Origin of the sequence: Mesorhizobium sp. J8 (assembly GCF_016591715.1) — a bacterium.
Classification (GTDB): Bacteria; Pseudomonadota; Alphaproteobacteria; order Rhizobiales; family Rhizobiaceae; genus Mesorhizobium.
Genome location: NZ_AP024109.1, coordinates 2,881,020 through 2,906,628, shown reverse-complemented (window position 1 = coordinate 2,906,628; position 25,609 = coordinate 2,881,020). Strand labels below are relative to the sequence as shown.

The following is a 25,609-nucleotide window of genomic DNA, read 5'->3' as shown; positions in this document are numbered from 1 at the left end:
GAAGGAACGCCAACCTCTCACTCTTCTCTTTGGAGTTTACTCGGATGTCCGATCGAAGCACGCCTGAGGCGCTGGCGGGACAGCGCCCCCCTCTGCCCTGCCAGGCATCTCCCCCACAAGGGGGGAGATTGGCAGTTTCAGCCCGTGCGCCGCCCTCGCCATCAGGCAGTCGTCGCCGCCGGGCATGCAGGCGCGGCAGACATCTGGGCGGAGATCATAGATGCCGCAGGCCGTGTGTTTGCCGACCTCGCCGGTGAGCGCCGCGCACCGCGCGCCCTCGCAGCGCATACCAGACTGGTCGGCTGAAACCAGCTCGGCCGGAATGCGGTCGAGCTGCTCATCCTCCTCGGTGGAAAAGCGTGGCCAGTCGGCCGCGTAGGAGCAGCAGGCGCCGCAGCTCTGGCAGTCGAAGGCGACGCTTTGCGAAAGCGGAAAGGAAATGGCGGGGTCGAGCGGCAAGGCGATCCTCATGCGTGCCTTTGTCTTGGCCTAGAGCAATTCCAGGAAAAGTGTGAGCGGTTTTCCGCCCGGAATTGCGTAAAAACGAGGAGCTTGAGCATTTCACCGTTTCCGTGAAACGGTGAAATGCTCAAGGATTGCGGTGCCCGTCCACCCTTCAACGCAATTTTCCGGCAACACTTTTTTGCTTGCGGGGGAACTCTTTCGCCGGCTGCCGGTTTTATCCTTGCTGTCAGCAGTTCGAGAGCAATCGAGAAAGGTTGACGGCAAAAAGACGCCTCCCGCGTGTAAAAAGCGCGAGAGGCGTTATTCGTTGTTCAGCGTTCCTGATCGGTCGGGCGGATAAGTATCTCGTTGACGTTGACCCTTGGCGGCTGGCTGACGGCATAGAAGATGGCGTTCGCGATATCCTCGGCAGTCAGCGCTTCCATAGTGGCGAGACGGTGTTCGAGCCCGGCCTTGAATTCCGCATTGGTGATGTGATCACCGAGCTCGGTGCGCACCAAGCCCGGCTCGATGACGGTGACGCGCACCTTGTCGGCATAGACCTCCCGGCGCAGCGCCTCCGAGAAGGCGACGACGCCAAACTTGGTCGCCGCGTAACCGGCCGCGCCCGGATTGGCCACGCGGCCGGCCACCGAGGAGACGTTGACGATATGGCCTTTCGAGGCCTTGAGATGCGGCAGCGCCGCCTTGGTGGTCGCCATCAGGCCGATCAGGTTGAGCTCGATCATTCGCCGCCAGTCGTCGAGATCGGCTTCGGCCGCGGGGGCAAGCAGCATGACGCCGGCATTGTTGACGAGGATGTCGAGCCGCCCCCATTCGGATACGACCTTGTCGACCATCGCGACAATGTCGCTGGCCTTGGCGATATCGGCTTCAATGGCGAGAGCGACGCCGCCCGCCTTGTCGATGCGGGCAACCAGTGCTTCGAGGCGATCGGCACGACGGGCGGCGACCGCGACTTTCGCCCCGGCCGCGGCAAGGGCCGCGGCAGTCGCCTCGCCGATACCTGACGAGGCGCCGGTGACGAGCGCTACCTTGCCCGTGAGTGTTGAATTTGCGGATGTCATGAGAAATCTCCAGATGCCCGCCCGCTCCTTCACATAGGCCGCGCGGCCGAAGCGTGAAGCCCGCCACCGGACCAGTTGACGCGATCTGGAGCTGTCCCGGCTTCAGCCCGTGGGCCTAGAGCGTTTCATAGCTTGATTGAATCGGAGGGGATTCCCGCTCGGCCTGATTTGTGATTCAAGATGCTGGCTGGATAGGAGGCCAGCATCTGATGGTTCGACCTCTTTCCGATGATTTACGCGAGCGGGTTGTTGCGGCGGTTTTGAGTGGCGAGAGCCGCCGGTCGGCCGCCAAGCGGTTCGGTATCGCAAATTCGACAACCGTGAAATTGTTGCAGCGTCATCAGGCAACCGGCTCGGTGGCGCCGGGCAAGATGGGTGGCCACCGTAAGCGGGTTCTGGAACCGCATCGAGCCTTCATCGTGGAGCGGATCAACCAGACCTCTGATCTGTCGCTACATCGGCTGAAGGACGAGTTGGCCGCGCGCGGGGTCAAGGTCTCGCACAATGCGGTGTGGCAGTTCCTGCGCCGCGAAGGGCTAAGCTTCAAAAAAAACGCTGTTCGCCCTTGAGCAGGCACGTGCCGATATTGCCCGTCGGCGCCAGCGATGGCGATCCTGGCAGGCCGGCCTCGATCCCCAATGCCTGGTCTTCATCGATGAGACCTGGATCAAGACCAACATGGCTCCCCTGCGCGGCTGGGGGCCGAAGGGCAAGCGGCTGCGCGGCCTGGCTCCACATGGTCATTGGCGCACGCTGACTTTCCTCGGCGCGCTGCGCTGTGATCGGCTCGCGGCACCTTGCGTCTTCGACGGACCGATCAACGGTCAATGCTTCCGCGCCTATGTCGAGCAGCAGCTCATCACCGTGCTGAAGCCCGGCGACATCGTCATCATGGACAACCTGGGCAGCCATAAGTCGGCGGCCATCAGGCAGATGATCAAAGCCGCTGGCGCCAGGCTCTGGTACCTGCCGCCCTACTCACCGGACCTCAATCCGATCGAGCAGGCCTTCGCCAAGATCAAGCACTGGATGCGCCAGGCGCAGAAACGCACCGTCGAGGACACTTGGCGACACATCGGCCACCTCGTCGAAGCCATCGAGGCAGCCGAATGCAAGAACTACTTCGAAAACGCCGGATACGCTTCCGTCAAAACATGAAAGACTCTAGGACTCCTTGGCGGCTTTGTGCCGAACAGGAAAGGCCCTAACAGGAAAGGCCCGAACTAGAAATGCGCGGGAGGCGTTTTCCATCGGTGCGTTACATGATCACGCTCAACATCGGCAGGATTTCATAGCGGAAGCCGCGGCCCGAACTCGATACGGGATCGCCATCGGTTACGGCCCTCGCCTCCGCCTCGCTGCCGGCACGCAGGATCAGCAGCCCCCAGGGCCCGGCCGGATCGGCGACCGGGCCTGCCATGATCATGACGCCTTCGCGGAGCTTCTCGCGCAGATAGTCGGCATGCCTGCCCATCAGCGCCCTTTCCTCCTCCGTCATGGTGAGGGCGAAGTCCGGCCGAGGCGGGATCAGCCGGCAATGGAAGATCGTCGATGCCAAGGCTTCACGCGGTGCTTCGCTGGTGGCCATAGGTCCTGCTCCGAAAGCTTATTGCCGCCGGCCGCCCACGGTGCGGATCGGCTGCGCAAGTTCCACGAAACGTTACACCTTCTTGCGCGACAGCTCTATTCGTCCGGGCCAGGCTCCGGCCATTGCTCCTTGGCGGCTTCAGCATACCAGTGCCGCATCGCCGGCGTCGCCAATACCGCGTCGACATAGGCGCGGGTGACGGGCGCCAGCTCGCCGCCATAGGTGTCGAAGCGCGTGACCACCGGCGCATACATGGCGTCGGCCGCGGTGAAATGGCCGAACAGGAACGGACCGCCCTGGCCATATTGCTCCCGGCACTGGCGCCAGATCGCCTCGATCCTCGCTCGCTGCGCCTCGCCCTCGGCATCGAGCGGCTTGTGCGATTTCGGCCGGCGCAGATTCATCGGCCAGCCGTAACGGACCTCGCGGAAGCCGGAATGCATCTCGGTCGCCACCGAGCGGGCCAGCGCGCGGGCGGCAAGATCCTCCGGCCAGAGCTTTTTCTCAGGGTAGAGGTCAGCAAGATATTCAAGGATTGCAAGCGTTTCCCAAACGATCCTGCCTTTGTGATTCAACACCGGCACCAAGCCGGTCGGCGATACCTTGGCAAGGTTGGCCGCCGTTTCCGGCGTGCGCAGCCGCACGAAGCCTTCCTCGAAAGGGATCTCCAGGTGCTTCATCGCTACCCATGGCCTGAGTGACCAGGAGGAGAAGCATTTGTTGCCGATATAGAGGGTGAACTCCGCCAAGACTGACCTCTCTCCATGCTGGTTGCGGCCCAAACCTAACCGCTTCACCTTCGAGCCGAAAGCCATTGTCGCACCGCCGGTTTGCGGAACCAACAAACTCTGCGTGCGTTTGGCTGCCGGATACAGTTCTCATATCCAGCTTCCCATCCAGACCCAGGAGATGCGCGCATGGTGAACAGGGATCAGGTCGCCGGTCTTGCCAAGCAGATGAAGGGTTCGGTCAAGCAAGCGGCCGGCAAGGCCACCGGCAACCGGCGAACCCAGGTCGAAGGTGCCGCCGACAAACTCGCCGGCAAGGTGCAGAAGGCCTATGGCGACGTGAAGGACAAGGTCAATAAGGCGTTCTGACTCACCTTGAAGACAGGACCGGCAAGGCCGCCGCGAGGCGGCCTTTTCATGTCTGGAACTGCTTGGTGAAGGCGTTGGTGAAGACGATCTCGCCGTGATCGCCGACCGCCTCGCCCAACGCCACATCCATGTTGTCGGCCGTCACGCGCGCCAGCGCGAAGCCGCCCATATAAGCCGCCTTCGGCTTGACGATGTCGAGCCCGTCGCGCTGGTAGATCATCGGCACCTCATGCTGGTGGCCGTGGAAGACGGCAATGACGTTGTAACCCTTGATCGCGGCCAGCAGTGCCTGGCGATCGGCCTCGCCCCACCAATGCGGGCGGCCGGCGCCATCGTCGTCATAGGTGCGCTTCACCGGATCCCACCGCTCGATCGAGAAACTGTCCCAACCGTAGTGCTGGAACAGGATCACCGGACGGCCGTCGCCGGCATAGGTGGCGAGGTCCTGCTTCAGCCAGGGCAGGCTGCTCGGCGCGCCGTGGCCGGTGTCGCCTGCGAAGCGGTGCGTCTGGACGAGGTGCAGGCCGCCCCAGTCCCAGGAGTAGCAGTCCGTGTCGACGTCGTATTCGGTTGCCGGCACCGGCGGCTTGAAGAACACGCCGGGGCGATGGTTGACCTCGACATAGTCGCGCAATTCGCGGCGATACCAATCCACATGCGGCGGCGAGCCGTTCTGGTCGAGATCGTGATTGCCGAGCCCAACATAGACCGGGATGTGGACGCGGTCCGGCCCGACGCCCTCCTGGTAGCGCTGGGAGAACTGCAGAAGCTGCGTGCCTTCGCTGGGCTCGGTGACCTGGCCGCCGCCATCGTCGGTGATGTCGCCGCCGGTGACGAGGCCGAGCGGCGTGCCGATGCGGGTGCCGGCTGAATGCAGGCCGGTGGAGACACCGTCGATCTCGGCCGGCCACCTTTTGTCCGCAATCGCGTTCAGCGCCGCGACATTGCGCAGAAGTGCCGCATCGGTCTTGCCTTCCTGCCGGCAGTTGGGGCTGAGGCCGCTCGCCATGCGGCAGGCATGGATATCGGCGATGAAGAGGAAGGTGGCATCGATCGGCTGGACGCGCTTGCCGGTCTGGCCGAAGGCCGCGCGAGGCAAGGCAGAGGCGGCAGCGAGACCTCCCATCCCGGCGATGAAGGTGCGGCGCGACACGGTTGCTGGCGAAGAGCGATTCATCGTCACCCGATTAAACACCCTCGAACCGCCCCGTCCAGTTCCGTGCCGGAAAGGCGTTTCACACCCGGTGCAATCGTGAATGGCTGTTGGTCGACAGAGCAACGGGGGTCTGTCATTGCTTTGGCACATGCATCCAGGGGAGGAAGGCATGAAGACCCTCATAGCCGGCATGACATTCGCCATGCTCGCCTGCGCCGCGCAGGCCGCAGACTGCGTCGACGCCAAAACCGCGAAAGCCGGCTTCGTGCTCGAAAAGCCCGGCATAAGCAGCGAGTTCCGACCGGCGCCCGGCGGCATGGTCGCCGTCGCCAACAAGTACGAATCGGACTCGCCGCAGACGCAATATCTCTACGCCGGGCTGATCGAAGTGTTTCGCGACAGCGACACCGGGCGGCTGTCGATGATTCCGCTCGGCGACTTGAAGAAGCTGTTCCCGCTGAAGGCCGGCGCCAGGAGCAAGACCGATTTCGTGCGGCTGTCTTCGAAAAAGGCGCCGACGGGCACCGAGACGCTGGCTTTGGCCGTCAAGGGCAAGGAGAGCTACAAGCTCGGCGACTGCAAATACAATGTGCTCGCGATCAGCGAAACGATCACCGGCGATACGGGCAACGTCATCGACACCTTCACCGCGCTCTATTCGCCGGACCTGAGGGCGGTGCTGGCGCGGCGGTACGACGAAGGGACGAGCGCACAGAGCGAGGTGGGGTTCGAGACGATCAAGCCGCTGAAGGAGTGAGGAATTATCCGACCTTAGACCGCAGCAACACACGGCGACGACGCTTTGCCGTCAACTGGCCCTGCGATGACGGCAGCTCGGAACTTTCCAACCCCTTCAGGCACTCCCGCAACATCCCGGCGTCCTGCGATGCCTTGGCCATCGACATGGCGCCGGAATAGGCCGCCACGGTCAACGCCGCAAAACGCTCCGGATCGGTCTCACCCTCTCCGCCGCCCTGTTGATCGGCCCGGATCTTGTCGGCGATCGCCTGGCGCCAATCGGCAAAGATCCCGGCCAGCGCCGAGCGAAATTCATCGTCGGCCAGCGACAATTCATGCGCCAGGTTGTTGAGCGGGCAGCCGCGCACATAGCCTTGCTGCTCGAGTTCCGCCGCCACAGCCTCGAACACGGCGCGCACACCTTCGCGGGCCGAGGGCGCCGCCAGCACCGGGTCGATCCAGGTCTCCCGGACCGCTGCCGCCACCCGCTCCTCGATCACCGCCAGCGCCAGCGCCTTCTTGGTCGGGAAATGATGATGCAGCGCGCCGCCCGTGACGCCGGCCGCCGCCATCAGATCGCCAAGGCTCGAGGCGTGATAGCCGCGCGCCTGAAAAGCGCCTTCCGCTACGTCGAGCACGCGCCGGCGCATGCCTTCCGGATCGTTGGTGCGCTTTTTGCGCCGCGCTCGCGGCCGAGTTGCAACCTCTCCTGACATTCCATCACGATACCAGATTGACAAAACAGGACAACCGGTCTGTTTATGAACAGGACAATCACCCTGTTTTGAGGTTCTGGCCATGACCCGACCTTTCCGCCTTGCCTCGCCTGTCGTGGAGCTGCGGCAATACACGCTGAAGCCGGGACGTCGAGAAACGCTGATCGCGCTGTTCGATCGGGAGTTCGTCGAGACGCAGGAAGCGACAGGCATGACCGTCATCGGCCAGTTCCGCGACCTCGACCGCCCCGACATGTTCGTCTGGCTGCGCGGCTTCGAGGACATGCAGGCAAGGAAGGACGCGCTGAGCGCCTTCTATGGCGGGCCGGTCTGGGCCGCGCATCGCGACGCCGCCAATGCGACGATGATCGATTCCGACGACGTGCTGCTGCTGAAGCCGGCTTGGCCGGGTGCGGCGTTCGACCTGTCAGGGATGCGACGCTCGACGGCTACCGAAGCCGAAAGTATGAGCGATGAGAGCCGCTTGTCTGGCTTTGTTGAGATTTCGATTCATCATTTACAATCAGGTGCGGAGCCCGGTTTTAACGAGCGCTTCCGGACCGAGGCGGTTCCGCTGCTTGCCGCAAACGGCGCCCCGCTCCTTGGCGCGTTCGTCAGCGAGTATGCCGAGAATACGTTTCCGCGTTTGCCTGTGCGGGCCTCCGAAAACGTCTTCGTCATCGTCACGGGGTTCGACGATGACGATACCCATGCGAGCCATCGGGCCGCCCTCGCCGCTTCGCCGGCATGGCAAGCGGTTCGCGAAACCATGCAGGCCGTTTCCACAAAGCCAGTTGAGACACTGCGCCTGATGCCTACGGCCCGGTCGCTGTTGCGATAATCACCTGACGGGCAGCACACCGGCTATTGCCTTGGCGACAAAGGCCGGCTCGTCCCAATGCGGGTTGTGGCCGCAGTCGTGCGCCCAAATCAGACGCGATCCAGTCAGCGCCCCTGCCATCGACTTCTGGTGCGCTTCACCAAAAAGCGGATCGCGCCCACCGGCGATGATCAGGGCCGGGGCCCGAACGGCGCGCGCCGCGGCGGTCAGATCGGTGCGGCGGATTTCCTCGAGAATGGCGCGCCAGCGCGCCGCGGGGATCGCGGACGCATCTTGCGCGAGGCCGGCGAGAAAGGCCCGCGGCACACCGGGCCGGCAGGCATGCCACCAATCATAGAACGGATCGGACGGCGAGATCGGGTCGCGCAAGGCCGCGACGCCGTCGATCAGTTGGTGATCCGATCCGAAGTCGGGCTTCAGCGTGCTGGCCAGGATCACCATCCCGCCGATCAGTTCCGGATATTGCGCGGCCAGGGCGATCGACACCATGCCGCCCAGCGAATGTCCGACGACGACCGGCCGGTCAAGCCGCAAGCGCCGGACCAGTCCGGCAATGTCGGCGGCGAAGTCGGCGACGCCGCAGCCCTCGCCCGCCTGCGAGGCGCCATGGCTACGCAAGTCCGGCATGATCAGTCGGCGCCCGGGAAGATGCGGCGCCAGCAGAGAAAAACTGCGGCTGGTATCGGTGAAGCCGTGAATCAGCAGCAACGGCGGCTCCGCGCCGGCGATCTCGACATAGGCCAGGTCGAGGCCGCCGACATCGACAACCCGCTTGCCGCAGGACCATGCGGTCTGCTCGATGCCCTGCTCCCCAGGCTCCAACAACGCCGGCCTCACAGCCCGAGCTTTTCCTTGACCGCGGCAAGGCCGGGCTTGCCGTCGAAGGTGGTGACGCCGGCGAGCCAGGCGTCGAGGCGGTCCTTATGCAAGGTAATCGACTTCAGCGCTCCGTCCTCCGGCTTCATGCCGTCATTGATAAGGTAGCCCATGCCGACATTTTCCATGTCGATGTCGAAGGCGAGGTTCTTCAGGAATTGCGCGACGTTCGGGCATTCCTGGAGATAGCCCTTGCGCACCTGGGTGGTCACGGTGGCGGCGCCGAAATTCGGACCGAAGAACTTGTCGCCACCGGTCAGGTACTTGAAGTCGTACATCGTGTTCATCGGATGCGGCGCCCAACCCTGGAAGACGATGAACTGCTTCTCCTTGATCTCGTAGCCGACCTCCGAAAGCATGCCGGCTTCACTCGACTCCACCACCTGCCATCCGCCGAGGTCGAACTGAGGATCGGCGATGGCGTCCATCATCAGCTGGTTGGAGCCCGGCTCGATGCCGTACATCTTCTTTCCGAACTTGTCGGCGAATTTGTGCAGGTCGGACAGGTCCTTGACGCCGGCGTCCCAGACATAGGTCGGCACGGCGAAGGTGTATTTGGCACCGACCAGATTGACCCGAACATTCTCGATCGAGCCGTCCTTCTTGTAGGGTTCGTAATAGGTGACCATCGCCGGATCCCAGTAGCCGAGGAACAGGTCGAGGTCCTTATTCTTCATGCCTTCGTAAATGACGTTGATGCCGAGCACCTCGCTCTGCGGCTCGTAGCCGAGCGCCTGGAGCAGCACCTTGGCCACACCGGTTGTAAAGGCGAGATCGTTCCAGCCCGGCTCGGCGATGCGGACTGCCTTGCAGCTTTCGGCCTCGGCGGCCCGAGCCGCCTGCGAAGCCATCATCAGGGCCGCGAAACAGACGCCATTTGCAAGCATGCGCAACATTTCAGCTCTCCTCATCTTTTTGACCTATTGGTCGATTTATTGTCCCATTGGTCAATTGTTGATCTGGACGGACGAAAATGTCAACATGGATTCGCCATGCATGGATCGGCCCAGTGAAACTCACGCGCCTCAGCGACATACGCCGCAAGGAGTTGCGGCAGGCGGCCTTCGCCGTTCTGGAGCGCGAAGGCATTGCCGGCGCGACGCTGGAAAAGGTCGCGGCCCAGGCCGGCGCCTCGAAGGGCATCGTGCTGCACTATTTCCGCAACAAGCAGGAGCTGTTCGAGCACGCCATGCGCGAAGCCAACGCCGTGCTCTGTCACGCCGTCGTCGCCAGGCTGCAGCGGGCGCGGTCTCCGATGGAACGGCTGGACGCCGTGATCGAGGGGAATTTCGAGGAGCACCTGTTCTTGCCGCCGCTCTGCCATGCCTGGCTGTCGCTCTGCGCCGAGGTGCCGCGCGACGAGAAGCTGGCGCGCATCCAGAAGGTGATCCACGCACGCATGCGCTCGAACCTCTTGTCCGGCCTGCGCGGCCTCGCTTCGCCGGAACTGGCCGACGAGATCGTGCTTGGCGTTACCGCTTTGATCGACGGACTGTGGCTCAGGCTCGGCCTGCAGCCGGGCAGCGTCACGCGCGAGCAGGCGGTGCGCCAGGTCAAGGACTTCATCGCGGGGCGGCTGGCGCCACGCCAGCCCGCGCCCGTCGAGCTGGCCTCGGCCGGATAAAGTTCACACCCGGCGAGAGTTTCCGCGCTTGACCGCCCGCGTTGCGACAGCGTCCCCGCTGCCCTGCTGGATATCTGATCCAGGAGGGGGGTGCGATTGACCCGGCCTTCAACCGATTTGCATCTTTCCCTCCCGCAATCTCCGCTTGATGCCGTTTGTGCAACGCGATACGCCGTTGCCCAAATCGACAGACCGGAGAGTTCCCGTGAGCGCTGAAAAGACCAGAACCGAAACCGATACGTTCGGTCCCATCGAAGTGGCGACCGACCGCTATTGGGGCGCGCAGGCGCAGCGTTCGCTGGGCAATTTCAAGATCGGTTGGGAAAAACAGCCGGCTTCGATCGTGCGTGCGCTCGGCATCGTCAAGCGCGCCGCGGCCGAGGTGAACATGGAGATGAAGCGGCTCGATCCGGCCATTGGCAAGGCGATCGTGGACGCCGCGCAGGAAGTCATCGACGGCAAGCTTAACGACCATTTCCCGCTGGTGGTGTGGCAGACCGGCTCCGGCACGCAGTCCAACATGAACGCCAATGAGGTGATCTCCAACCGTGCGATCGAAATGCTCGGCGGCGTGATGGGTTCGAAGAAGCCGGTGCATCCGAACGACCACGTCAATATGAGCCAGTCGTCCAACGACACCTATCCGACGGCCATGCACATCGCCTGCGCCGAGCGGGTCGTGCACCACCTGATCCCTGCCCTGCACCATCTGCACAAGGCGCTCGACGCGAAGGCCCGCGCCTTCAACCACATCATCAAGATCGGCCGCACGCATACGCAGGACGCCACGCCGCTCACGCTCGGCCAGGAATTTTCCGGCTATGCCGCGCAGGTCGCTTCGTCGATCAAGCGGATCGAGCAGACGCTGCCAGGTTTGCAGGAGCTGGCTCAGGGCGGCACTGCCGTCGGCACCGGCCTCAACGCGCCGGTAGGCTTCGCGGAAAAGGTGGCGGACCGCATAGCTTCGATCACCGGCATCGCCTTCGTCACCGCGCCGAACAAGTTCGAGGCGCTCGCAGCACACGACTCCATGGTGTTCTCGCATGGCGCGATCAACGCGGCCGCCGCGGCCCTCTTCAAGATCGCCAACGACATCCGCCTGCTCGGCTCCGGCCCGCGCTCCGGCCTCGGCGAGCTGTCGCTGCCGGAGAACGAGCCCGGATCCTCGATCATGCCCGGCAAGGTCAATCCGACCCAGTGCGAGGCGCTGACGCAGGTCTGCGTGCAGGTGTTCGGCAACAATGCAGCACTCACCTTCGCCGGCAGCCAGGGCCATTTCGAGCTCAACGTCTACAACCCGCTGATGGCCTACAACTTCCTGCAGTCGGTGCAGTTGCTGGCGGATGCCTCCGTGTCCTTCACGGATAATTGCGTGGTGGGCATCGAAGCGCGCGAGGACAACATCAAGGCCGCGCTCGAGCGCTCGCTGATGCTGGTGACGGCGTTGGCGCCGACCATCGGCTACGACAACGCCGCCAAGATCGCCAAGACCGCGCACAAGAACGGCACGACCTTGCGCGAGGAAGCGCTCGCCACCGGCCTGGTTAGCGAGGCCGACTACGACCGGCTGGTGCGGCCGGAGGATATGACGCATCCGGGGTAAAGACGCTCAAGCCACAGATCAATGTTTTGCGGTGGGAGAATTTGCTCCCGGGGCCGATTCCGGCGAAATTAATTTCGGGGCGGTTTCACAACCATAGAACATGGTTTCTGTGAACAATGTGTCGCCACATAGGCGGCTTTTTGTGAACAGTCCCGATCGTTTATCTGACGGACCAACCCGCTCGGAGAAACCGCCATGTCCATCAACTCTTCCGTCGCCGGCAACGGCACCGCGTCCAACAGCTCCACGACGATCCTGCTCGGCCGCATCCTGCTTTCGGTCATCTTCCTGCTTTCCGGCTTCGGCAAGCTTACCGCCATTTCCGGTACCGCCAGTTATTTCGGCGCGCTCGGCCTGCCGGTGCCGACCGTAACCGCCGTCGTTGTCGGCCTGATCGAGCTGCTCGGCGGCCTTGCCATCCTGCTCGGCTTCCAGACCCGCATCGCCGCTTGGGTGCTCGCCATCTTCACGATCGCCACCGGGCTGGTCGCGCACACCGGCTGGGCCGACCAGATGCAGATGATCCAGTTCCTCAAGAACCTCGCCATCACCGGCGGCTTCATCCTGCTCGCCTCGTCCGGCGCCGGCGCCTATTCGATCGACGCCAAGCGCGCCTAAGACACTGATGCAATTCCGATGGAAAGCGACGGCGAAGCCGCCGCGCCTGGTTGCTTCCTGGAATCGCTCCCCTCCCAAGCCTTGAACGCAAAGCGGCGCGGAATTTTTCGCGCCGCCTTTTCGTTGCAGGCGTAGATTGGACCGGCAGCCGGCGTCGCCGGCGAGGGAGGTGGCCATGTTTCGCAACGCGTTGCTTCTGGTCTCGCGGCTCCTTCTTGCCGCGCTGTTCGTGCCGTCGGGCTTCCAGGCGCTCACCAACATCGCCGGCACGACCAATTATTTCGCCGGCCTCGGCCTGCCGCTGCCCATTTTGGCAGCCTGGGGCACCGGCCTGTTCGAGCTGGTTGCCGGGCTTTTGATCCTCGTCGGCTTCCAGACGCGGATCGTGGCGCTCCTGCTTGCGGCTTTCTGCGTGGTCGCCGGCTTCATCGGCCACTACGGCCAGGGCGGCGACGATGCCACGCTTGCCTTCCTGCACCAGCAGATGCTCATGAAGGATATCGCCATTGCCGGCGGCTTCCTGGCCCTCGCCATGGCCGGCGCCGGCGCATGGTCGGCTGACGGGCGTGGCTTCGGCCTCAATGCCGAGGTGACCTAAAGCGCGTCGCGATCTTTCAGATTCGCTCCATGCGCTTTAGGTTTTTTAATTTGCGCATGTCTTTATCCCGAAACCGGTTCCCCTTTCGGGAGACATGCTTTAAAGTCGGTGCTATTTAGCGAAACGCCCTATTTTACCGAAACGCTCGGCCCGCCCTCGACCGCCAGCACCAGGCGGCGGTTGGTGATGCGCGCGAGCTGCGCCAGCCGTCCGGCAGGCCGCTCGCCATAGAGGTCGGAGAGCGAGGCCGGCAGCACCAGCGCCAGCGCGCCGTTGCCGCGGCTTTCCCATTTCAGCCTCGGCATCACGCCCGGCATTGCCGCGGTCAGCAGATAGACCACACGCATCATCGCCGCCAGCACGCGGGCGCGCTCGAGCAGGCGCGGCGGCGCCAGCGCCTTGATCTCCGGCGCGACGCCATCGTTGAAGATGCCGTCATGGCGATAGGCGTTGGCCAGGGCCAGATAGGCGCGGCCGGGATGGTCGACGCCGATGAAGGAGGCATGCGCGATGATGTTGAGCGACTGCCTGCCGCGATATTCGGGATGCGCGCGCCAGCCGATATCGGCGAGCAGGCAGGCCGCATGGCGATAACGCGCCTCATCTTCCGTTTCGTCGATGCCGAAGGCCTTGAACGCCTTGCCGGTCCATTCGACCAGATCGTGCGCGTGGTGCACCGAGCGGGAGCGCAACAGCGCCAGTTCCTCCGCAGCCGATATCAGCGGATCGGAATTCTGCTCCTCGGCGTCGAGCAGCGAATAGAGAAAGCCCTCGCGCACGCCCTGCGCCGAGACGACGATCTTCGAGGGCTGCATCGCCGTCATGATCTCCTGCAGCACGACCGCGCCGTAAGGCAGCAGGGAGCGACGGTTCTTGGAGACGCCCTCGATGCCTCTCACCTTCTCGACCTCGCCCTTGGCCACCTGCTTCAGGAAGACCTGCGCGCTGTCGGCCGAAATTTCGTAGTGATGCATGACGCCGAGCGGATAGTTGGTCATCTCCATATGCAGCCTGGCGAGGTTTCGCCAGGTGCCGCCGACGGCATAGAAGACCCTGCCCTGTCCGCCCTTGAGAAGCTTCGCCCGCGCCAGCTCCTGGCGCGCGATCTTCTGCGCTTGCACCAGCGAGTTCTTCGCCATGTCCTGCAGGCGCAGGCCGCCGAGCGGCAGTGTGATGCCGTCGCCGATCGCTTCGCGATTGATGTCGATCAGCTCGAGGCTGCCGCCGCCAAGGTCACCAGCGATGCCGTTTGCCGGATGGAAGCCGGAGATGACGCCGAGCGCCGAATAATAAGCCTCCTGGCGGCCGGTGAGCACGCGGATCTCCGTCTTCAGCACATCCTCGGCGCGATGGATGAAATCGGGGCCGTTGCCGGCCTCGCGCGCCGCGGCGGTGGCCAGCACATAGATATGCTCGGCGCCCGCCTGATCCGACAGCGCGCGGAAGCGGCGGAACTCCTCCATCGAGCGCGTCACCGCCTCGGGGTCGAGCTTGCCCGTCGAAACGATGCCGCGGCCGAGGCCGGCCAGCATCTTCTCGTTGAACAGAAGCGTGGGCGAGCGCGCCAGTCCCTCATAGACGACAAGGCGGATCGAGTTCGATCCGATGTCGATGATCGACAGCGGCCGCCGGTCCTGAAGCCGGCCTTGGGAAACTGCAATCACGCGGCGCCGTTCTTCTTGCGGCGCTTGAACTGGGCAATGCGCTTGGGCGCATGCGATTTCAGCGCGTCGCCCCGTCCGGAGAGGCTCGGATTGGTCATGAAATATTCCTGCGCGTTGAACGGTTCCTCGCCCTCTTCCAGCACAACGCGCCGGGAGGTGCCGTCAGCCAATACGTCGAAACTTTGCTGGTTGTCCATGACATTGCCCAGCATGATCTGGCCAAGCACCTGTTCATGCACAGTTGGATTGGTGATCGGCACCAGAGTCTCGACGCGGCGATCGAGATTGCGCGGCATCATGTCGGCGGACGAGATGTAGACGATCGCCTCGTCCGACGGCAGGCCGTGGCCGTTGCCGAAGCAGAAGATACGGCTGTGCTCGAGGAAGCGGCCGACGATCGATTTGACCCTTATGTTCTCGGAAAGGCCCGGCACCTGCGGCCTCAGGCAGCAGATGCCGCGCACGACGAGGTCGATCTCGACGCCGGCGCGGCTGGCGTCGTAGAGCGCGTCGATGATGATCGGGTCGACCAGAGCGTTCATCTTCATCCAGATGCGGGCCGGCCGGCCCTCGCGCGCATGGGCGACTTCCTCGGCAATATGCCTCAGGATGCGCTTGCGCAGCGTGAAAGGCGACACGGCAAGGCGCATCTCCTCGGCCGGTTCGGCATAGCCGGTGATGAAGTTGAAGATCTGCGCGACATCGCGCGCGATGGTCGGATCGGTGGTGAAGAAGGACAAGTCGGTATAGATGCGGGCGGTGACCGGATGATAGTTGCCGGTGCCGAGATGCACATAGTTGCGCAGCCGGCCGTCCTCGCGGCGCACGATCAAGGACATCTTGGCATGGGTCTTCAGCTCCAGGAAGCCGAACACGACCTGGACGCCGGCACGTTCGAGGTCGCGCGCCCAGCGGATGTTGGCCTCCTCGTCGAAGCGCGCCTTGAGCTCGACCAGGGCGGTCACCGACTTGCCGGCCTCGGCGGCGTCGATCAGCGCGCGCACGATCGGGCTGTCGTTCGAGGTGCGGTAGAGCGTCTGCTTGATCGCCACCACTTCCGGATCGGCTGCGGCCTGACGCAGGAACTGCACCACGACGTCGAACGACTCGTAGGGGTGGTGGACGATGATGTCCTTCTCGCGGATGGCGGCAAGGCAGTCGCCGCCATGCTCGCGGATGCGCTCGGGGAAGCGCGGATTGTAGGGCGTGAACTTCAGGTCGTCGCGCGGAATGGCCACGATCTCGGAGATCTGGTTGAGCGCAAGCGGACCGGTGAGAACGCTGATGCGGCTCGCCGAGACGCCGAGCTCGCCGGCGACGAAATCGCGTAGTTCCGCCGGCATCAGCGTGTCGAATTCGATGCGGATCACCGAACCGCGCCGGCGCCGCTTCAGCGCCGTCTCGAACAGGCGCACGAGGTCTTCCGACTCTTCCTCGACCTCGATATCGCTGTCGCGGATGATGCGGAACGTACCCGAGCCCTTGACCTCATAGCCCGGGAAAAGCTTGCCGATATAGATGCCGACCGCTTCCTCCAGCGGGATGAAGCGGACATGATGCTTGCGGTCGGGCAGACGGATGAAGCGTCTGAGCGCCACCGGCAGGCGCAAGAGCGCGCTCATCTCCTCGCCGTTCTTGCGATGGCGTAACTGCAAGGCGATCGAAAAGCCGAGATTGGGGATGAACGGGAACGGATGCGCCGGGTCGATCGACAGCGGCGTCAGCACCGGGAACACCTGCTCCTGGAAATGCTGCTCCAGCCAGACCTTTTCGTCCTTGGTGAGCGCGTCGCGGGTGATGCTTTCGATGCCTTCCTTGTTGAGCAAGGTCATCAACGCCGAGAGGCTCTTCTGCTGGTCTTCCTGCAGCCGCTCGACCTCGCGCAGCAATTGCTCGAGCTGCTGCTCGGGCGTGCGGCCGTCCGGGCTCTTCAGCGCAATGCCCTCGCGCACCTGGCCGGCGAGGCCGGCGACGCGCACCATGAAGAATTCATCGAGATTGGCGGCAGAGATCGACAGGAAACGGACGCGTTCGAGCAGCGGGTGATGCTCGTTCAGTGATTCCTCGAGCACGCGACGGTTGAATTGCAGCCAGGAGAACTCACGGTTGACGAAACGGTCGGGATTGCCGCCGTCCGGACTTGCCGCCTCAACGGTGATGAACTCGCTCTGCACAGGCTTCAGTTCGTTCATGGTTTCCCGCTCTTGCCCACTACCGTCCCTTGGAGCGCCATTTGGCGACGCTCTAACATGTTTTTGTGACGCATGATCGTCACGGAATCGCTCCTCGCCCGGCCTCATGCGCTTAACCGGCTCAACTTATCCTCTGACAGGCTTTTGCGACAGTTTGATTTCATCGATCTTGCAAACTGGTCTGTTATGCTCCAGATGCAGGCTGGTCACACCCACTGGCCGAACCCGATTGGAGACGACGATGGCAGGCGGCAGCATTCCCCATTTCCAGAACGACGCGGGCCATTCGGTCATCGAGATCGGCGTCAAGGAATTCATGTGCACCGGCGCCAGCCCGCCGTTCGACCATCCGCATGTGTTCCTCGACATGGGCGACGACAATGAGAAGGTCTGCCCCTATTGCTCGACGCTCTATCGCTATTCGCCGTCGCTGAAGGCGACGGAAACGCAGCCGGCCGGCTGCCTCTATGTCGATCAGGCCGCCTGATCTTCCTTTCCAACCATGAGTGAAACACGGTCCCGGCAGGTCGTCATTGCCGGGGCTGGCATTGCCGGGCTGACGGCGGCGCTTGCCTTTGCAGAGCGTGGCTTCCCGGTAAGACTGTTGGAGCAGGCCAGGCAACTCGAAGCGGCCGGCGCCGGCCTCCAGCTTTCCTCTAACGCGACCCGCGTCCTGCGCCGGTTCGGCGTCCTCGATCGCCTGCTGCCTGAGGCAATCCGGCCGGAAGCGGTGGTGCTGAAGGATGCAAGGAGCCTGCGAGAGCTGGCCCGCGTGCCGCTTGGGGAGGCCGGAGAAAAGCGCTGGGGCGCGCCCTATCTCGTGGCGCACCGAGCGGACCTGCAGGCGGCATTGATCGCGGCAGCGGCGCTGCGGCCCGATATCGAGCTCGTCACCGGCGCGCGCGTGACCGGCACCGCCGTCGGCCCCCACAGCGTGACCGCGGCAGTCGAGATCGACGGCAAAGCGACGAATGTCGCGGGCGGCCTGCTAGTCGCAGCCGACGGCGTTTGGTCGTCGGTTCGCGCCGGACTTGCCCGGACTGCCGGCTTTGCAGCAAGCCGCTTTTCCGGCGAGCTCGCCTGGCGCGCGACGGTCCCGGCGGAAAGCGCCGCCGGCCAGGCCTTCATGCAGATCGGCGCTACCAACTGCGTGACCACCTTCCTGCATGCGGGCTTCCACATGGTCGCCTATCCGGTGAGCAAGGGCAGCGCCTTCAACCTTGCGGCCTTTACCAAGGGCGAGCGCATCGCCGAAGGCTGGTCCGGCCACGCCGACCCCGCCATTCTTTCGACCGCCATGCGGGGCACGGCGGCAACATTGGCGAAGCTGGCGGCGCTTGCCGGGCCATGGACGGCCTTCCCCATCCACACGGTCGCGCAGCGGCGCTGGACAATGCCGGAGGGCATTGCGCTGATCGGCGACGCCGCACATGCCATGACGCCGTTCGCGGCGCAGGGCGCGGCCATGGGGATCGAGGATGCCTCGATGCTCGCCGATCTGGTCGCCGATTTTTCAGGCGATCCGGCCCAGGGCCTTGCCATTTGGGAAAATCTCAGGCGGCCGCGCGTCGAAAAGGTCCTGAAACGCGGCGCGCTGAACCGGTTGGCCTGGCATGCCCGGGGACCGATGGCGATTGCGCGTAACCTAGTGCTGGCGGCGCGGCCGCCGGAAAAGCTCGCCGCGGATCTCGACTGGCTGTACGGGTGGGCGGAGCAGAAGGTGGTGCAGCGGTAGGGTGCCTGACGGCCGGATAGGCTGGCGGGACAGCGCCCCCCTCTGTCCTGCCGGACATCTCCCCCACTGGGGGGAGATTGGCAGTTTCGCCGCCGGCGCTTCTCTTGCAACGTTGGTCATTAGCGAAAGCCGTCGTGACATCCAATCTCCCCCTTGTGGGGGAGATGTCCGGCAGGACAGAGGGGGGCGCGAAGGAATGAGACGTTGGCCAGTCTTACAAGGACGAGCTCTTAGTCATACAACCCCATCGACCACCACAGCGATACCGGGATCGGGTTCCACCAACCGGTGCGGAGGCCGGCGGTGCGCAGTCCCGCCGCCGTCCAGGTGTTGCAGCCGACCAGCGCGTTGAAATGGCCATCGGCTTCGTAGAAACGGTCATAGGTCGAATAGCGCGCGTTCTCGACCACCATCGGTCCATTCGGCCCCTGCCGGAAACTCGCAGCGATATAGTTGAGCAACGCCACGAAATGCGCCTCGTCGATATCGAAGCCGGCGACATCCGGGTTCGGCTCCTTGATTGCCCCGGCAACGTCGACATGCATCACCGAGGCGTCCAGCGTCAGCGCCTTCAGCACCGGCACCGCCTTCAATTGCGACCATGTGGGGGTCTCCAGATAGAAGGCGCGGCCACCCCAGCCGAGGACGATATAGCGCGCCTCCGGGACCTCGATCGGCAGGCCGGCATCGGCGAGGAAAGCAAATCGCCGGCGCACACCGTCATCGAGGGGCACGGCGATGTCGGTGTGGATCGGATTCTTCAGCACAAGGATGTGCCGCGTCCCCTCGCCTTCGGCCATCGCCGCGGGCCAGAGCGGGCGCGGCACCACCGTGCCGAGCGCGGCGGCAAGAAGCACCGCGGCAAGCAGTGCGGCCAGCGAACGCCAGATCTTCCTCATAGGGGTGCGGCGGTCCCTTTCGATCAGGCCAGCCCTCTCAGTCGGTTGCCAGATAGCAAAAAAGCCCGGCCGTTTCGCGGCCGGGCTTCGAATTGGCGTCAGATCGCTCAGTGCAGGATCTGCGACAGGAACAGCTTCGTGCGCTCATGGCGCGGATGATCGAAGAACTCGGCCGGCGTGTTCTGCTCGACGATCTGGCCCTGATCCATGAAGATCACCCGGTTGGCGACCTTGCGGGCAAAGCCCATCTCGTGGGTCACGCACAGCATGGTCATGCCTTCCTCGGCGAGGCCAACCATCGTCTCCAGCACTTCCTTGATCATTTCGGGATCGAGCGCCGAGGTCGGCTCGTCGAACAGCATGATGCGCGGATTCATGCAGAGCGAGCGGGCGATCGCCACGCGCTGCTGCTGGCCGCCTGAGAGCTGTCCGGGATATTTGTTGGCCTGTTCCGGGATCTTGACGCGCTTGAGGAAATGCATGGCGATCTCCTCGGCCTGCTTCTTCGGCATCTTGCGGACCCAGATCGGCGCCAGCGTGCAGTTCTCCAGGATCGTCAGATGCGGGAACAGGTTGAAGTGCTGGAACACCATGCCGACCTCGCGGCGCACCTCGTCGATCTTCTTCAGATCGTTGGTGAGCTCCTTGCCGTCGACGATGATCTTGCCCTTCTGGTGTTCCTCCAGCCGGTTGATGCAGCGGATCATGGTCGACTTGCCCGAACCGGACGGACCGCAGATGACAATACGCTCGCCGCGCATCACCTTGAGGTTGATGTCCTTGAGCACATGGAACTCGCCGTACCATTTGTGCATGCCGACGATGTCGATGGCCACATCGGTGGTCGAGACATGCATCTTTCCGGCATTGACCTTGAGGTCTTCCGCGCTGACGGCGTTTTCGGTGGCCATGGCCAATTCCCCTTTTTATCGTTGCGTTTGATACATGTCGTCAGCCCAAACCGCTACACGCTTTTAGGCGACACGCATCAGCGTTTGTAGCCGGTGTCGAGCCGGCGTTCGGTGTACATTGAATAGCGCGACATGCCGAAGCACAACAGCCAGAAAATAAAGGCGGCAAAGATCAGGCCGGACTTTGGGGTCTGCGGCGTCGCCCAGTTCGGGTCGGCGAAGTTCTGCTTCACCACGCCGAGCAGGTCGAACATCGAAATGATCAGGACCAGACTGGTGTCCTTGAGCATGCCGATGAAGGTATTGACGATGCCTGGGATGACCAGCTTGAGCGCCTGCGGCAGCACGATCAGGCCCATCTTCTGCCAGTAGCCAAGGCCGAGCGAGTCGGCGCCCTCATACTGGCCCTTGGGGATCGCCTGCAGGCCACCGCGCACCACTTCCGCCATATAGGCGGCGGCAAACAGCGACACGCCGATCAGGGCCCGCAGATATTTGTCGAAGCTGACGCCTTCCGGCAGGAACAGCGGCAGCATGACGCTGGCGAAGAACAGCACCGTGATCAGCGGAATGCCGCGCACCGTCTCGATGAAGACGACGCACAGCCATTTGATGATCGGCATCTTCGAGCGCCGACCGAGCGCCAGCACGATGCCCATCGGCAACGACACGGCAATGCCGACGAAGGACAGGCTGAGCGTGACCAGCAGCCCGCCCCAACGCGGCGTCTCGACATGCGGCAGGCCGAACACGCCGCCGACCAGCAGGAAGAAGGCGACGATCGGCAGCGCCACGAAGAGCAGAAGCGCGTTCAGCCCCTTGCGCGGCACGCGCGGGATCAGCATCGGCACCAGCAGCGCCACGAACAGGATGGCGACCAGTATTGGCCGCCAGCGCTCCTCGACGGGGTAAGTGCCGAACATGAACTGGCCGAACTTGGCGTTGACGAAAGCCCAGCAGGCGCCTGTCCAACCGTCGGGCTGGATGCCGCCTTGCGAAGCGGTCGTACATACCGTGCGGTCCGGGCCGGTCCAAACGGCGTTGATGAAGGCCCAGTTGATGATTTGCGGCAAGACCCAAAGTACGATGGCGATGCCCAACACTGTCAGGATGGTGTCGCCGACCGAACCGATCAGGTTCTTGCGCACCCAGGCATAGGCGCCGCGTTCGGTAGGCGGAGCGGGCTGCGCAAGCGCCATCTCGGTGCGCACCCAGGACATGTCGTGTTCCTGCATGGCCCTACCTCTCCACCAGCGCCATTCTGGCGTTGACGATGTTCATGACGAAGGACGTCACGAGACTCAGCACCAGATAAGCGATCATCATGATGAACACGCCCTCCACTGCCTGCCCGGTCTGGTTCAGCACGGTACCGGCGGTGGCGGTGAGATCGGGATAACCGATGGCGATCGCCAGCGAGGAGTTCTTGGTCAGGTTTAGATATTGGCTGGTGAGCGGCGGGATGACGATGCGCATCGCCTGCGGAATGACCACCAGCCGCAGGATCGGGCCGGAGCGCAGGCCGAGCGCGGCCGCCGCTTCACTCTGGCCCTTGCTGACGCCCCTGATGCCGGCGCGCACAATCTCGGCGATGAAGGCCGCGGTGTAGAAGGACAGCGCCAGCAACAGCGACAGGAACTCCGGCTTGATCCAGAAGCCGCCGGTCAGATTGAAGGTCGACTGCTTCGGGAAATCGAAAGAAAGCGGCATGCCGCTAAGCAGGAATGCAAGCACCGGCAGGCCGATGATGAGAGCGACCGACGTCCAGAACACCGGGAATTGCTGGCCGGTTGCCCGCTGCCGCTGCCGCGCCCTGTGGGCGACGAACCAGGTCATCGCGATGGCGAGCAGCAATGCCACGCCGATCAGCCAGGAGCCATCTCCCCAGACGGCGCGCGGCAGATAGAAACCACGCTGGTTGAGGAAGGAGCCGAGGGGCAGATGGATGCTCTCGCGCGGTGGCGGCAGCACGGCGAGCACGCCGGAATACCAGAAGAAGATGACCAGCAGCGGCGGAATGTTGCGGAAGATCTCGACATAGACCGTGCAGATCTTGCGGATCAGCCAGTTCTTCGACAGACGGCCGATGCCGATAGTGAAGCCCACGATGGTGGCAAGCACGATGCCGGCGACAGCAACGATGATGGTATTGAGCAAACCGACGACCAGCGCGCGGAAATAGGTCGAATCGGATGTGTAGGCGATCGGCGTGTCGGAGATGTCGAAGCCGGCCCTGCTCTTCAGGAACCCGAAGCCTGAAGCGATGTGCAGGCGCTGGAGATTCTCGATGACGTTGTGAACGATCCACCAGATCGAACCGAACAGCAGGATCACAACCAGCGTCTGAAAGAACAGGCTGCGTATTCTCGGGTCATTGATGAAGGAGCCGCGGCTCGACCCCTCGCGAAGGATTTCCTGCGAAGCCATGGACCGTCCCCTGAAAAGAGAAACCGGGAGGCAGACGACCTGCCTCCCGGATCACATTTCAATCAGCGGATCGGCGGGCCGTATTGCAGGCCGCCCTTGGTCCACAGCGCGTTGATGCCGCGCGCGATCTTGAGCGGGCTGCCCGAGCCGACATTGCGTTCGAACATCTCGCCGTAGTTGCCAACGGCCTTGACGATGTTGACGACCCAGTCGTTGGAGAGGCCGAGATCGGCGCCGTACTTGCCGTCGGGCTCGGTGCCGAGGATACGCTGGATGTTCGGGTCGGTCGACGTCTTCATCTCGTCGACATTCGCCTGGGTGATGCCGGCTTCTTCGGCGTTCAGCAGCGCGAAATATGTCCAGCGCGCGATATGCGCCCACTGATCGTCGCCCTGGCGCACGGCCGGGCCGAGCGGCTCCTTGGAGATGATCTCCGGCAGAACGACATGGTCGGCCGGCGAGGACAGGGTCAGGCGGATACCGTAAAGGCCGGACTGGTCGGTGGTGTAAGCATCGCAGCGGCCTGCGTCGTAGGCAGCGTTGACCTCTTCCAGCTTCTCGAACACGACGGGGTTGTATTCCATCTTGTTCTTCTTGAAGTAGTCGGCGAGGTTGAGCTCGGTCGTGGTGCCGCTCTGAACGCAGACGGCGGCGCCCGAAAGCTGCAGCGCGGAGTTCACGCCCGGCAGCTTTTTGGCGTTGATCATGAAGCCCTGGCCGTCGTAGTAGGTGACGCCGACGAAATCGAGGCCGAGCGCGCTGTCGCGGTTGCTGGTCCAGGTGGTATTGCGCGACAGAATGTCGATCTCGCCCGATTGAAGCGCAGTGAAACGCTCCTTGGCGCTGAGCGGCGTGAACTTGACCTTGGTGCCGTCACCGAAGACCGCGGCCGCGACGGCGCGGCAGAAGTCGGCGTCGATGCCCTTCCACTCGCCCTTGTCGTCCGGTGCCGAGAAGCCGGCCAGGCCGGTCGAAACGCCGCACTGGATAAAGCCCTTCTGCTTGACGGTGTCGAGCGTGCCGGCCGAAGCGGCGGACGCCATGAACCCGAGCGCGGCGGCGCCAAGGATGCCGATTGCAATGTGTTTCATGACCCACAGACCCTTTTCTGTTACAGGCGCCCCTGCTGCCAGGCGACACCCGATCTTTTTTCGTTTGTGAATGCAGCTTCCCACTTCAAGGCCACTCCCGGACCCGCATCGGTTGCCGATGCACTGCCTCCCATTCACGAAACGCATCGAAGGCGATTATTCCTGTGAGGTCAAGGGGAATGACCGAATCCCGGGAGGTTTGAAAAGCAATTGCCGCAAATGCCTGAATTGCGAACAAGAGCGCCATGAAACCGGCAGGCCATGCAAACAAATCAGTCAAGTTGCGCCGCCGCGAATCCATGACCGGGCGGCAAAATCCGCTTCGGCAATAGCGCTGCTTTATTGGGCGCGCGCGCCGCTGGATTGGCCTAGCGGAAGACCGGCCTTTGGCGAGTCCGGCGCGGTTGCGCGGGCTTTGCCACCGCTTTATGGCTGGTCCCCTGACATCATTCGACCCTTAAATCAATTGGCTGGCGACGAACCATGGCTAGAGACGGCATCGAAATGGGCATCAACACGCTGCTTGCCCATTCCGGCAACAACCCGCGCGACTATTTCGGCTTCGTCAATCCGCCGGTCGTGCATGCCTCGACGGTACTTTATCCAGACGCGGCATCCATGGCCGGGCGCAGCCAGAAATATACCTACGGCACGCGGGGCACGCCGACGATGGATGCGCTAACGCTCGCCGTCGATGCGCTGGAAGGCTCGGCCGGAACCATCGCCGTTCCCTCGGGACTCGCTGCGGTGACGGTGCCGCTGCTCGCCTTCCTTGCCGCCGGCGATCACCTGTTGATCGTCGACAGCGTCTACCACCCGACGCGCCACTTCGCCGATACGATGCTGAAACGGCTCGGCGTCGAGGTCGAATATTACGAGCCGCGCATCGGCCCCGGCATCGCATCGCTGATTAAGCCGAACACCAAGGTGGTGTTCACCGAATCGCCGGGATCGAACACCTATGAGGTGCAGGACATCCCGGCCATCGCCAAGGCTGCGCATGAGGCAAGCGCCATCGTGATGATGGACAACACCTGGGCGACGCCGCTCTACTTCAAGCCGCTCGACCATGGCGTCGACATCTCGATCCATGCGGCGACCAAGTATCCGGCCGGCCATTCCGACGTGCTGCTCGGCTTGGTTTCTGCCAACGAGACCTATTGGAAGAGACTCTACGAGGGTTTCTGCACGCTGGGCTGCTGTTCGGGGCCCGACGACATCTATCAGGTGCTGCGGGGCCTGCGCACGATGGGAGTGCGGCTCGAGCATCACCGCAAGAGCGCGCTCGATATCGCGCGGTGGCTCGAGGAACAGCCAGGCGTCGCGCAAGTGCTGCACCCGGCGCTGGAAAGCCATCCCGACCATGCACTCTGGAAGCGCGATTTCTGCGGCTCGAGCGGCGTCTTCTCGGTCGTGCTCAAGAGCGGCGGGCAGAAGGCGCAGCACGCTTTTCTCGATGCGCTCAAGATCTTCGGGCTCGGCTATTCCTGGGGCGGCTATGAGAGCCTGGCCGTTCCGGTCTTCCTCGGCGACCGCACGCTCGCCAAAGGTTCGTATGCCGGATCGCTGATCCGGCTGCAGATCGGGCTGGAAGACGTCGAGGACCTCAAGGCCGACATTCTGCGCGGGCTGGCCGCGGCGGCCGCCGCCGAGTGACGGGCTGATCGGCGAAAGCTTCCATAGAGCGGCAGACCGGAAGCGGC

The 25,609-nt window shown here is 63.5% G+C and carries 25 protein-coding genes and 1 pseudogene; 11 read left to right on the top strand and 15 right to left on the bottom strand.

Annotated features, from left to right (window positions below; all coding sequences use genetic code 11):
- Positions 1 to 153: 153 nt before the first annotated feature.
- Both MJ8_RS13810 and MJ8_RS13805 read right to left on the bottom strand, forming a co-directional pair.
- Positions 154 to 471: pseudogene (locus MJ8_RS13810) on the bottom strand (YkgJ family cysteine cluster protein); the annotation flags it as partial.
- 305 nt (positions 472 to 776) lie between these two features.
- On the bottom strand, positions 777 to 1,532 hold the full coding sequence (locus MJ8_RS13805; protein WP_201414875.1) for an SDR family NAD(P)-dependent oxidoreductase: 756 nt from the start codon (positions 1,530 to 1,532) through the stop codon (positions 777 to 779).
- Between the two features lie 209 nt (positions 1,533 to 1,741).
- On the opposite strand from MJ8_RS13805, the gene MJ8_RS13800 reads away from it, so the two are divergent.
- A protein-coding gene (locus tag MJ8_RS13800) for an IS630 family transposase (RefSeq protein WP_201414874.1) occupies positions 1,742 to 2,690 on the top strand; the annotation gives its coding sequence in 2 pieces (ribosomal slippage) (positions 1,742 to 2,077 and positions 2,079 to 2,690; 948 coding nt in all).
- A gap of 100 nt (positions 2,691 to 2,790) precedes the next feature.
- Here MJ8_RS13800 and MJ8_RS13795 read toward each other — a convergent pair.
- Positions 2,791 to 3,120: a YciI family protein gene (locus MJ8_RS13795; RefSeq protein WP_201414873.1), complete on the bottom strand. Its 330-nt coding sequence runs from the start codon at positions 3,118 to 3,120 to the stop codon at positions 2,791 to 2,793.
- A 95-nt stretch (positions 3,121 to 3,215) separates the two neighbouring features.
- Complete coding sequence (locus tag MJ8_RS13790; RefSeq protein ID WP_201414872.1) at positions 3,216 to 3,869, bottom strand: glutathione S-transferase family protein; 654 nt, start codon at positions 3,867 to 3,869, stop codon at positions 3,216 to 3,218.
- Positions 3,870 to 4,037: 168 nt separating this feature from the next.
- Here MJ8_RS13790 and MJ8_RS13785 point away from each other — a divergent pair, with 168 nt between their 5' ends.
- Positions 4,038 to 4,217: a CsbD family protein gene (locus MJ8_RS13785; RefSeq protein WP_201414871.1), complete on the top strand. Its 180-nt coding sequence runs from the start codon at positions 4,038 to 4,040 to the stop codon at positions 4,215 to 4,217.
- Between the two features lie 46 nt (positions 4,218 to 4,263).
- Here the strand turns inward: MJ8_RS13785 and MJ8_RS13780 are convergent, their stop codons facing one another.
- Complete coding sequence (locus MJ8_RS13780) at positions 4,264 to 5,394, bottom strand: metallophosphoesterase (protein ID WP_201414870.1); 1,131 nt, start codon at positions 5,392 to 5,394, stop codon at positions 4,264 to 4,266.
- A 148-nt stretch (positions 5,395 to 5,542) separates the two neighbouring features.
- Here MJ8_RS13780 and MJ8_RS13775 point away from each other — a divergent pair, with 148 nt between their 5' ends.
- Positions 5,543 to 6,130: a hypothetical protein gene (locus MJ8_RS13775; RefSeq protein ID WP_201414869.1), complete on the top strand. Its 588-nt coding sequence runs from the start codon at positions 5,543 to 5,545 to the stop codon at positions 6,128 to 6,130.
- A gap of 4 nt (positions 6,131 to 6,134) precedes the next feature.
- Here MJ8_RS13775 and MJ8_RS13770 read toward each other — a convergent pair whose 3' ends face one another.
- Positions 6,135 to 6,761 carry a TetR/AcrR family transcriptional regulator gene (locus tag MJ8_RS13770; RefSeq protein WP_201415424.1) on the bottom strand — a complete coding sequence of 209 codons (627 nt, stop codon included), beginning with the start codon at positions 6,759 to 6,761 and terminating at the stop codon, positions 6,135 to 6,137.
- Between the two features lie 148 nt (positions 6,762 to 6,909).
- Here MJ8_RS13770 and MJ8_RS13765 point away from each other — a divergent pair, with 148 nt between their 5' ends.
- A complete protein-coding gene (locus tag MJ8_RS13765) occupies positions 6,910 to 7,668 on the top strand; it encodes an NIPSNAP family protein (protein WP_201414868.1) in 759 nt (252 codons plus the stop codon).
- Here MJ8_RS13765 and MJ8_RS13760 read toward each other — a convergent pair whose 3' ends face one another.
- Together MJ8_RS13760 and choX are read right to left on the bottom strand one after the other, a co-directional pair.
- A complete protein-coding gene (locus MJ8_RS13760) occupies positions 7,669 to 8,493 on the bottom strand; it encodes an alpha/beta fold hydrolase (RefSeq protein WP_225248248.1) in 825 nt (274 codons plus the stop codon).
- Positions 8,494 to 8,501: 8 nt separating this feature from the next.
- Positions 8,502 to 9,440, bottom strand: a complete 939-nt coding sequence (choX, locus tag MJ8_RS13755; protein WP_201414867.1) for a choline ABC transporter substrate-binding protein — start codon at positions 9,438 to 9,440, stop codon at positions 8,502 to 8,504.
- A gap of 77 nt (positions 9,441 to 9,517) precedes the next feature.
- On the opposite strand from choX, the gene betI reads away from it, so the two are divergent.
- The 4 genes from betI (at position 9,518) to MJ8_RS13735 (ending at position 12,987) form a co-directional block, all read left to right on the top strand.
- Positions 9,518 to 10,168 (top strand): choline-responsive transcriptional repressor BetI, encoded by a 651-nt coding sequence (gene betI, locus MJ8_RS13750; RefSeq protein ID WP_201414866.1) that lies wholly within the window; start codon positions 9,518 to 9,520, stop codon positions 10,166 to 10,168.
- A 205-nt stretch (positions 10,169 to 10,373) separates the two neighbouring features.
- On the top strand, positions 10,374 to 11,771 hold the full coding sequence (gene fumC, locus MJ8_RS13745) for a class II fumarate hydratase (protein WP_201414865.1): 1,398 nt from the start codon (positions 10,374 to 10,376) through the stop codon (positions 11,769 to 11,771).
- 195 nt (positions 11,772 to 11,966) lie between these two features.
- On the top strand, positions 11,967 to 12,389 hold the full coding sequence (locus MJ8_RS13740) for a DoxX family protein (protein WP_201414864.1): 423 nt from the start codon (positions 11,967 to 11,969) through the stop codon (positions 12,387 to 12,389).
- 175 nt (positions 12,390 to 12,564) lie between these two features.
- Complete coding sequence (locus tag MJ8_RS13735; RefSeq protein WP_201414863.1) at positions 12,565 to 12,987, top strand: DoxX family protein; 423 nt, start codon at positions 12,565 to 12,567, stop codon at positions 12,985 to 12,987.
- 128 nt (positions 12,988 to 13,115) lie between these two features.
- Here the strand turns inward: MJ8_RS13735 and ppx are convergent, their stop codons facing one another.
- Complete coding sequence (gene ppx, locus MJ8_RS13730; protein WP_201414862.1) at positions 13,116 to 14,651, bottom strand: exopolyphosphatase; 1,536 nt, start codon at positions 14,649 to 14,651, stop codon at positions 13,116 to 13,118.
- Positions 14,648 to 16,843, bottom strand: a complete 2,196-nt coding sequence (locus tag MJ8_RS13725; protein ID WP_201414861.1) for an RNA degradosome polyphosphate kinase — start codon at positions 16,841 to 16,843, stop codon at positions 14,648 to 14,650. The genes ppx and MJ8_RS13725 overlap by 4 nt, the downstream gene beginning before the upstream one ends.
- Before the next feature lie 241 nt (positions 16,844 to 17,084).
- On the opposite strand from MJ8_RS13725, the gene MJ8_RS13720 reads away from it, so the two are divergent.
- Positions 17,085 to 17,330, top strand: a complete 246-nt coding sequence (locus MJ8_RS13720; RefSeq protein ID WP_201414860.1) for a zinc-finger domain-containing protein — start codon at positions 17,085 to 17,087, stop codon at positions 17,328 to 17,330.
- 15 nt (positions 17,331 to 17,345) lie between these two features.
- Entirely contained in the window at positions 17,346 to 18,578 is a 1,233-nt protein-coding gene (locus MJ8_RS13715; protein WP_201414859.1) for an FAD-dependent monooxygenase, read from the top strand.
- 230 nt (positions 18,579 to 18,808) lie between these two features.
- Here MJ8_RS13715 and MJ8_RS13710 read toward each other — a convergent pair whose 3' ends face one another.
- The 5 genes from MJ8_RS13710 to MJ8_RS13690 form a co-directional block, all read right to left on the bottom strand.
- On the bottom strand, positions 18,809 to 19,477 hold the full coding sequence (locus MJ8_RS13710; RefSeq protein WP_201414858.1) for a TIGR02117 family protein: 669 nt from the start codon (positions 19,475 to 19,477) through the stop codon (positions 18,809 to 18,811).
- Positions 19,478 to 19,584: 107 nt separating this feature from the next.
- The gene (locus MJ8_RS13705; RefSeq protein WP_052457670.1) at positions 19,585 to 20,388 is read right to left on the bottom strand and encodes an amino acid ABC transporter ATP-binding protein; all 804 of its coding nucleotides are present in this window, start codon (positions 20,386 to 20,388) and stop codon (positions 19,585 to 19,587) included.
- A gap of 77 nt (positions 20,389 to 20,465) precedes the next feature.
- Positions 20,466 to 21,623: an amino acid ABC transporter permease gene (locus MJ8_RS13700; protein WP_201414857.1), complete on the bottom strand. Its 1,158-nt coding sequence runs from the start codon at positions 21,621 to 21,623 to the stop codon at positions 20,466 to 20,468.
- A 4-nt stretch (positions 21,624 to 21,627) separates the two neighbouring features.
- Positions 21,628 to 22,815: an amino acid ABC transporter permease gene (locus tag MJ8_RS13695; protein WP_201414856.1), complete on the bottom strand. Its 1,188-nt coding sequence runs from the start codon at positions 22,813 to 22,815 to the stop codon at positions 21,628 to 21,630.
- A 62-nt stretch (positions 22,816 to 22,877) separates the two neighbouring features.
- Positions 22,878 to 23,906, bottom strand: coding sequence for an amino acid ABC transporter substrate-binding protein (locus MJ8_RS13690; protein ID WP_201414855.1), 1,029 nt, complete (start codon positions 23,904 to 23,906; stop codon positions 22,878 to 22,880).
- A gap of 483 nt (positions 23,907 to 24,389) precedes the next feature.
- On the opposite strand from MJ8_RS13690, the gene MJ8_RS13685 reads away from it, so the two are divergent.
- Positions 24,390 to 25,562 (top strand): cystathionine beta-lyase, encoded by a 1,173-nt coding sequence (locus tag MJ8_RS13685; RefSeq protein WP_201414854.1) that lies wholly within the window; start codon positions 24,390 to 24,392, stop codon positions 25,560 to 25,562.
- Positions 25,563 to 25,609: the final 47 nt, after the last annotated feature.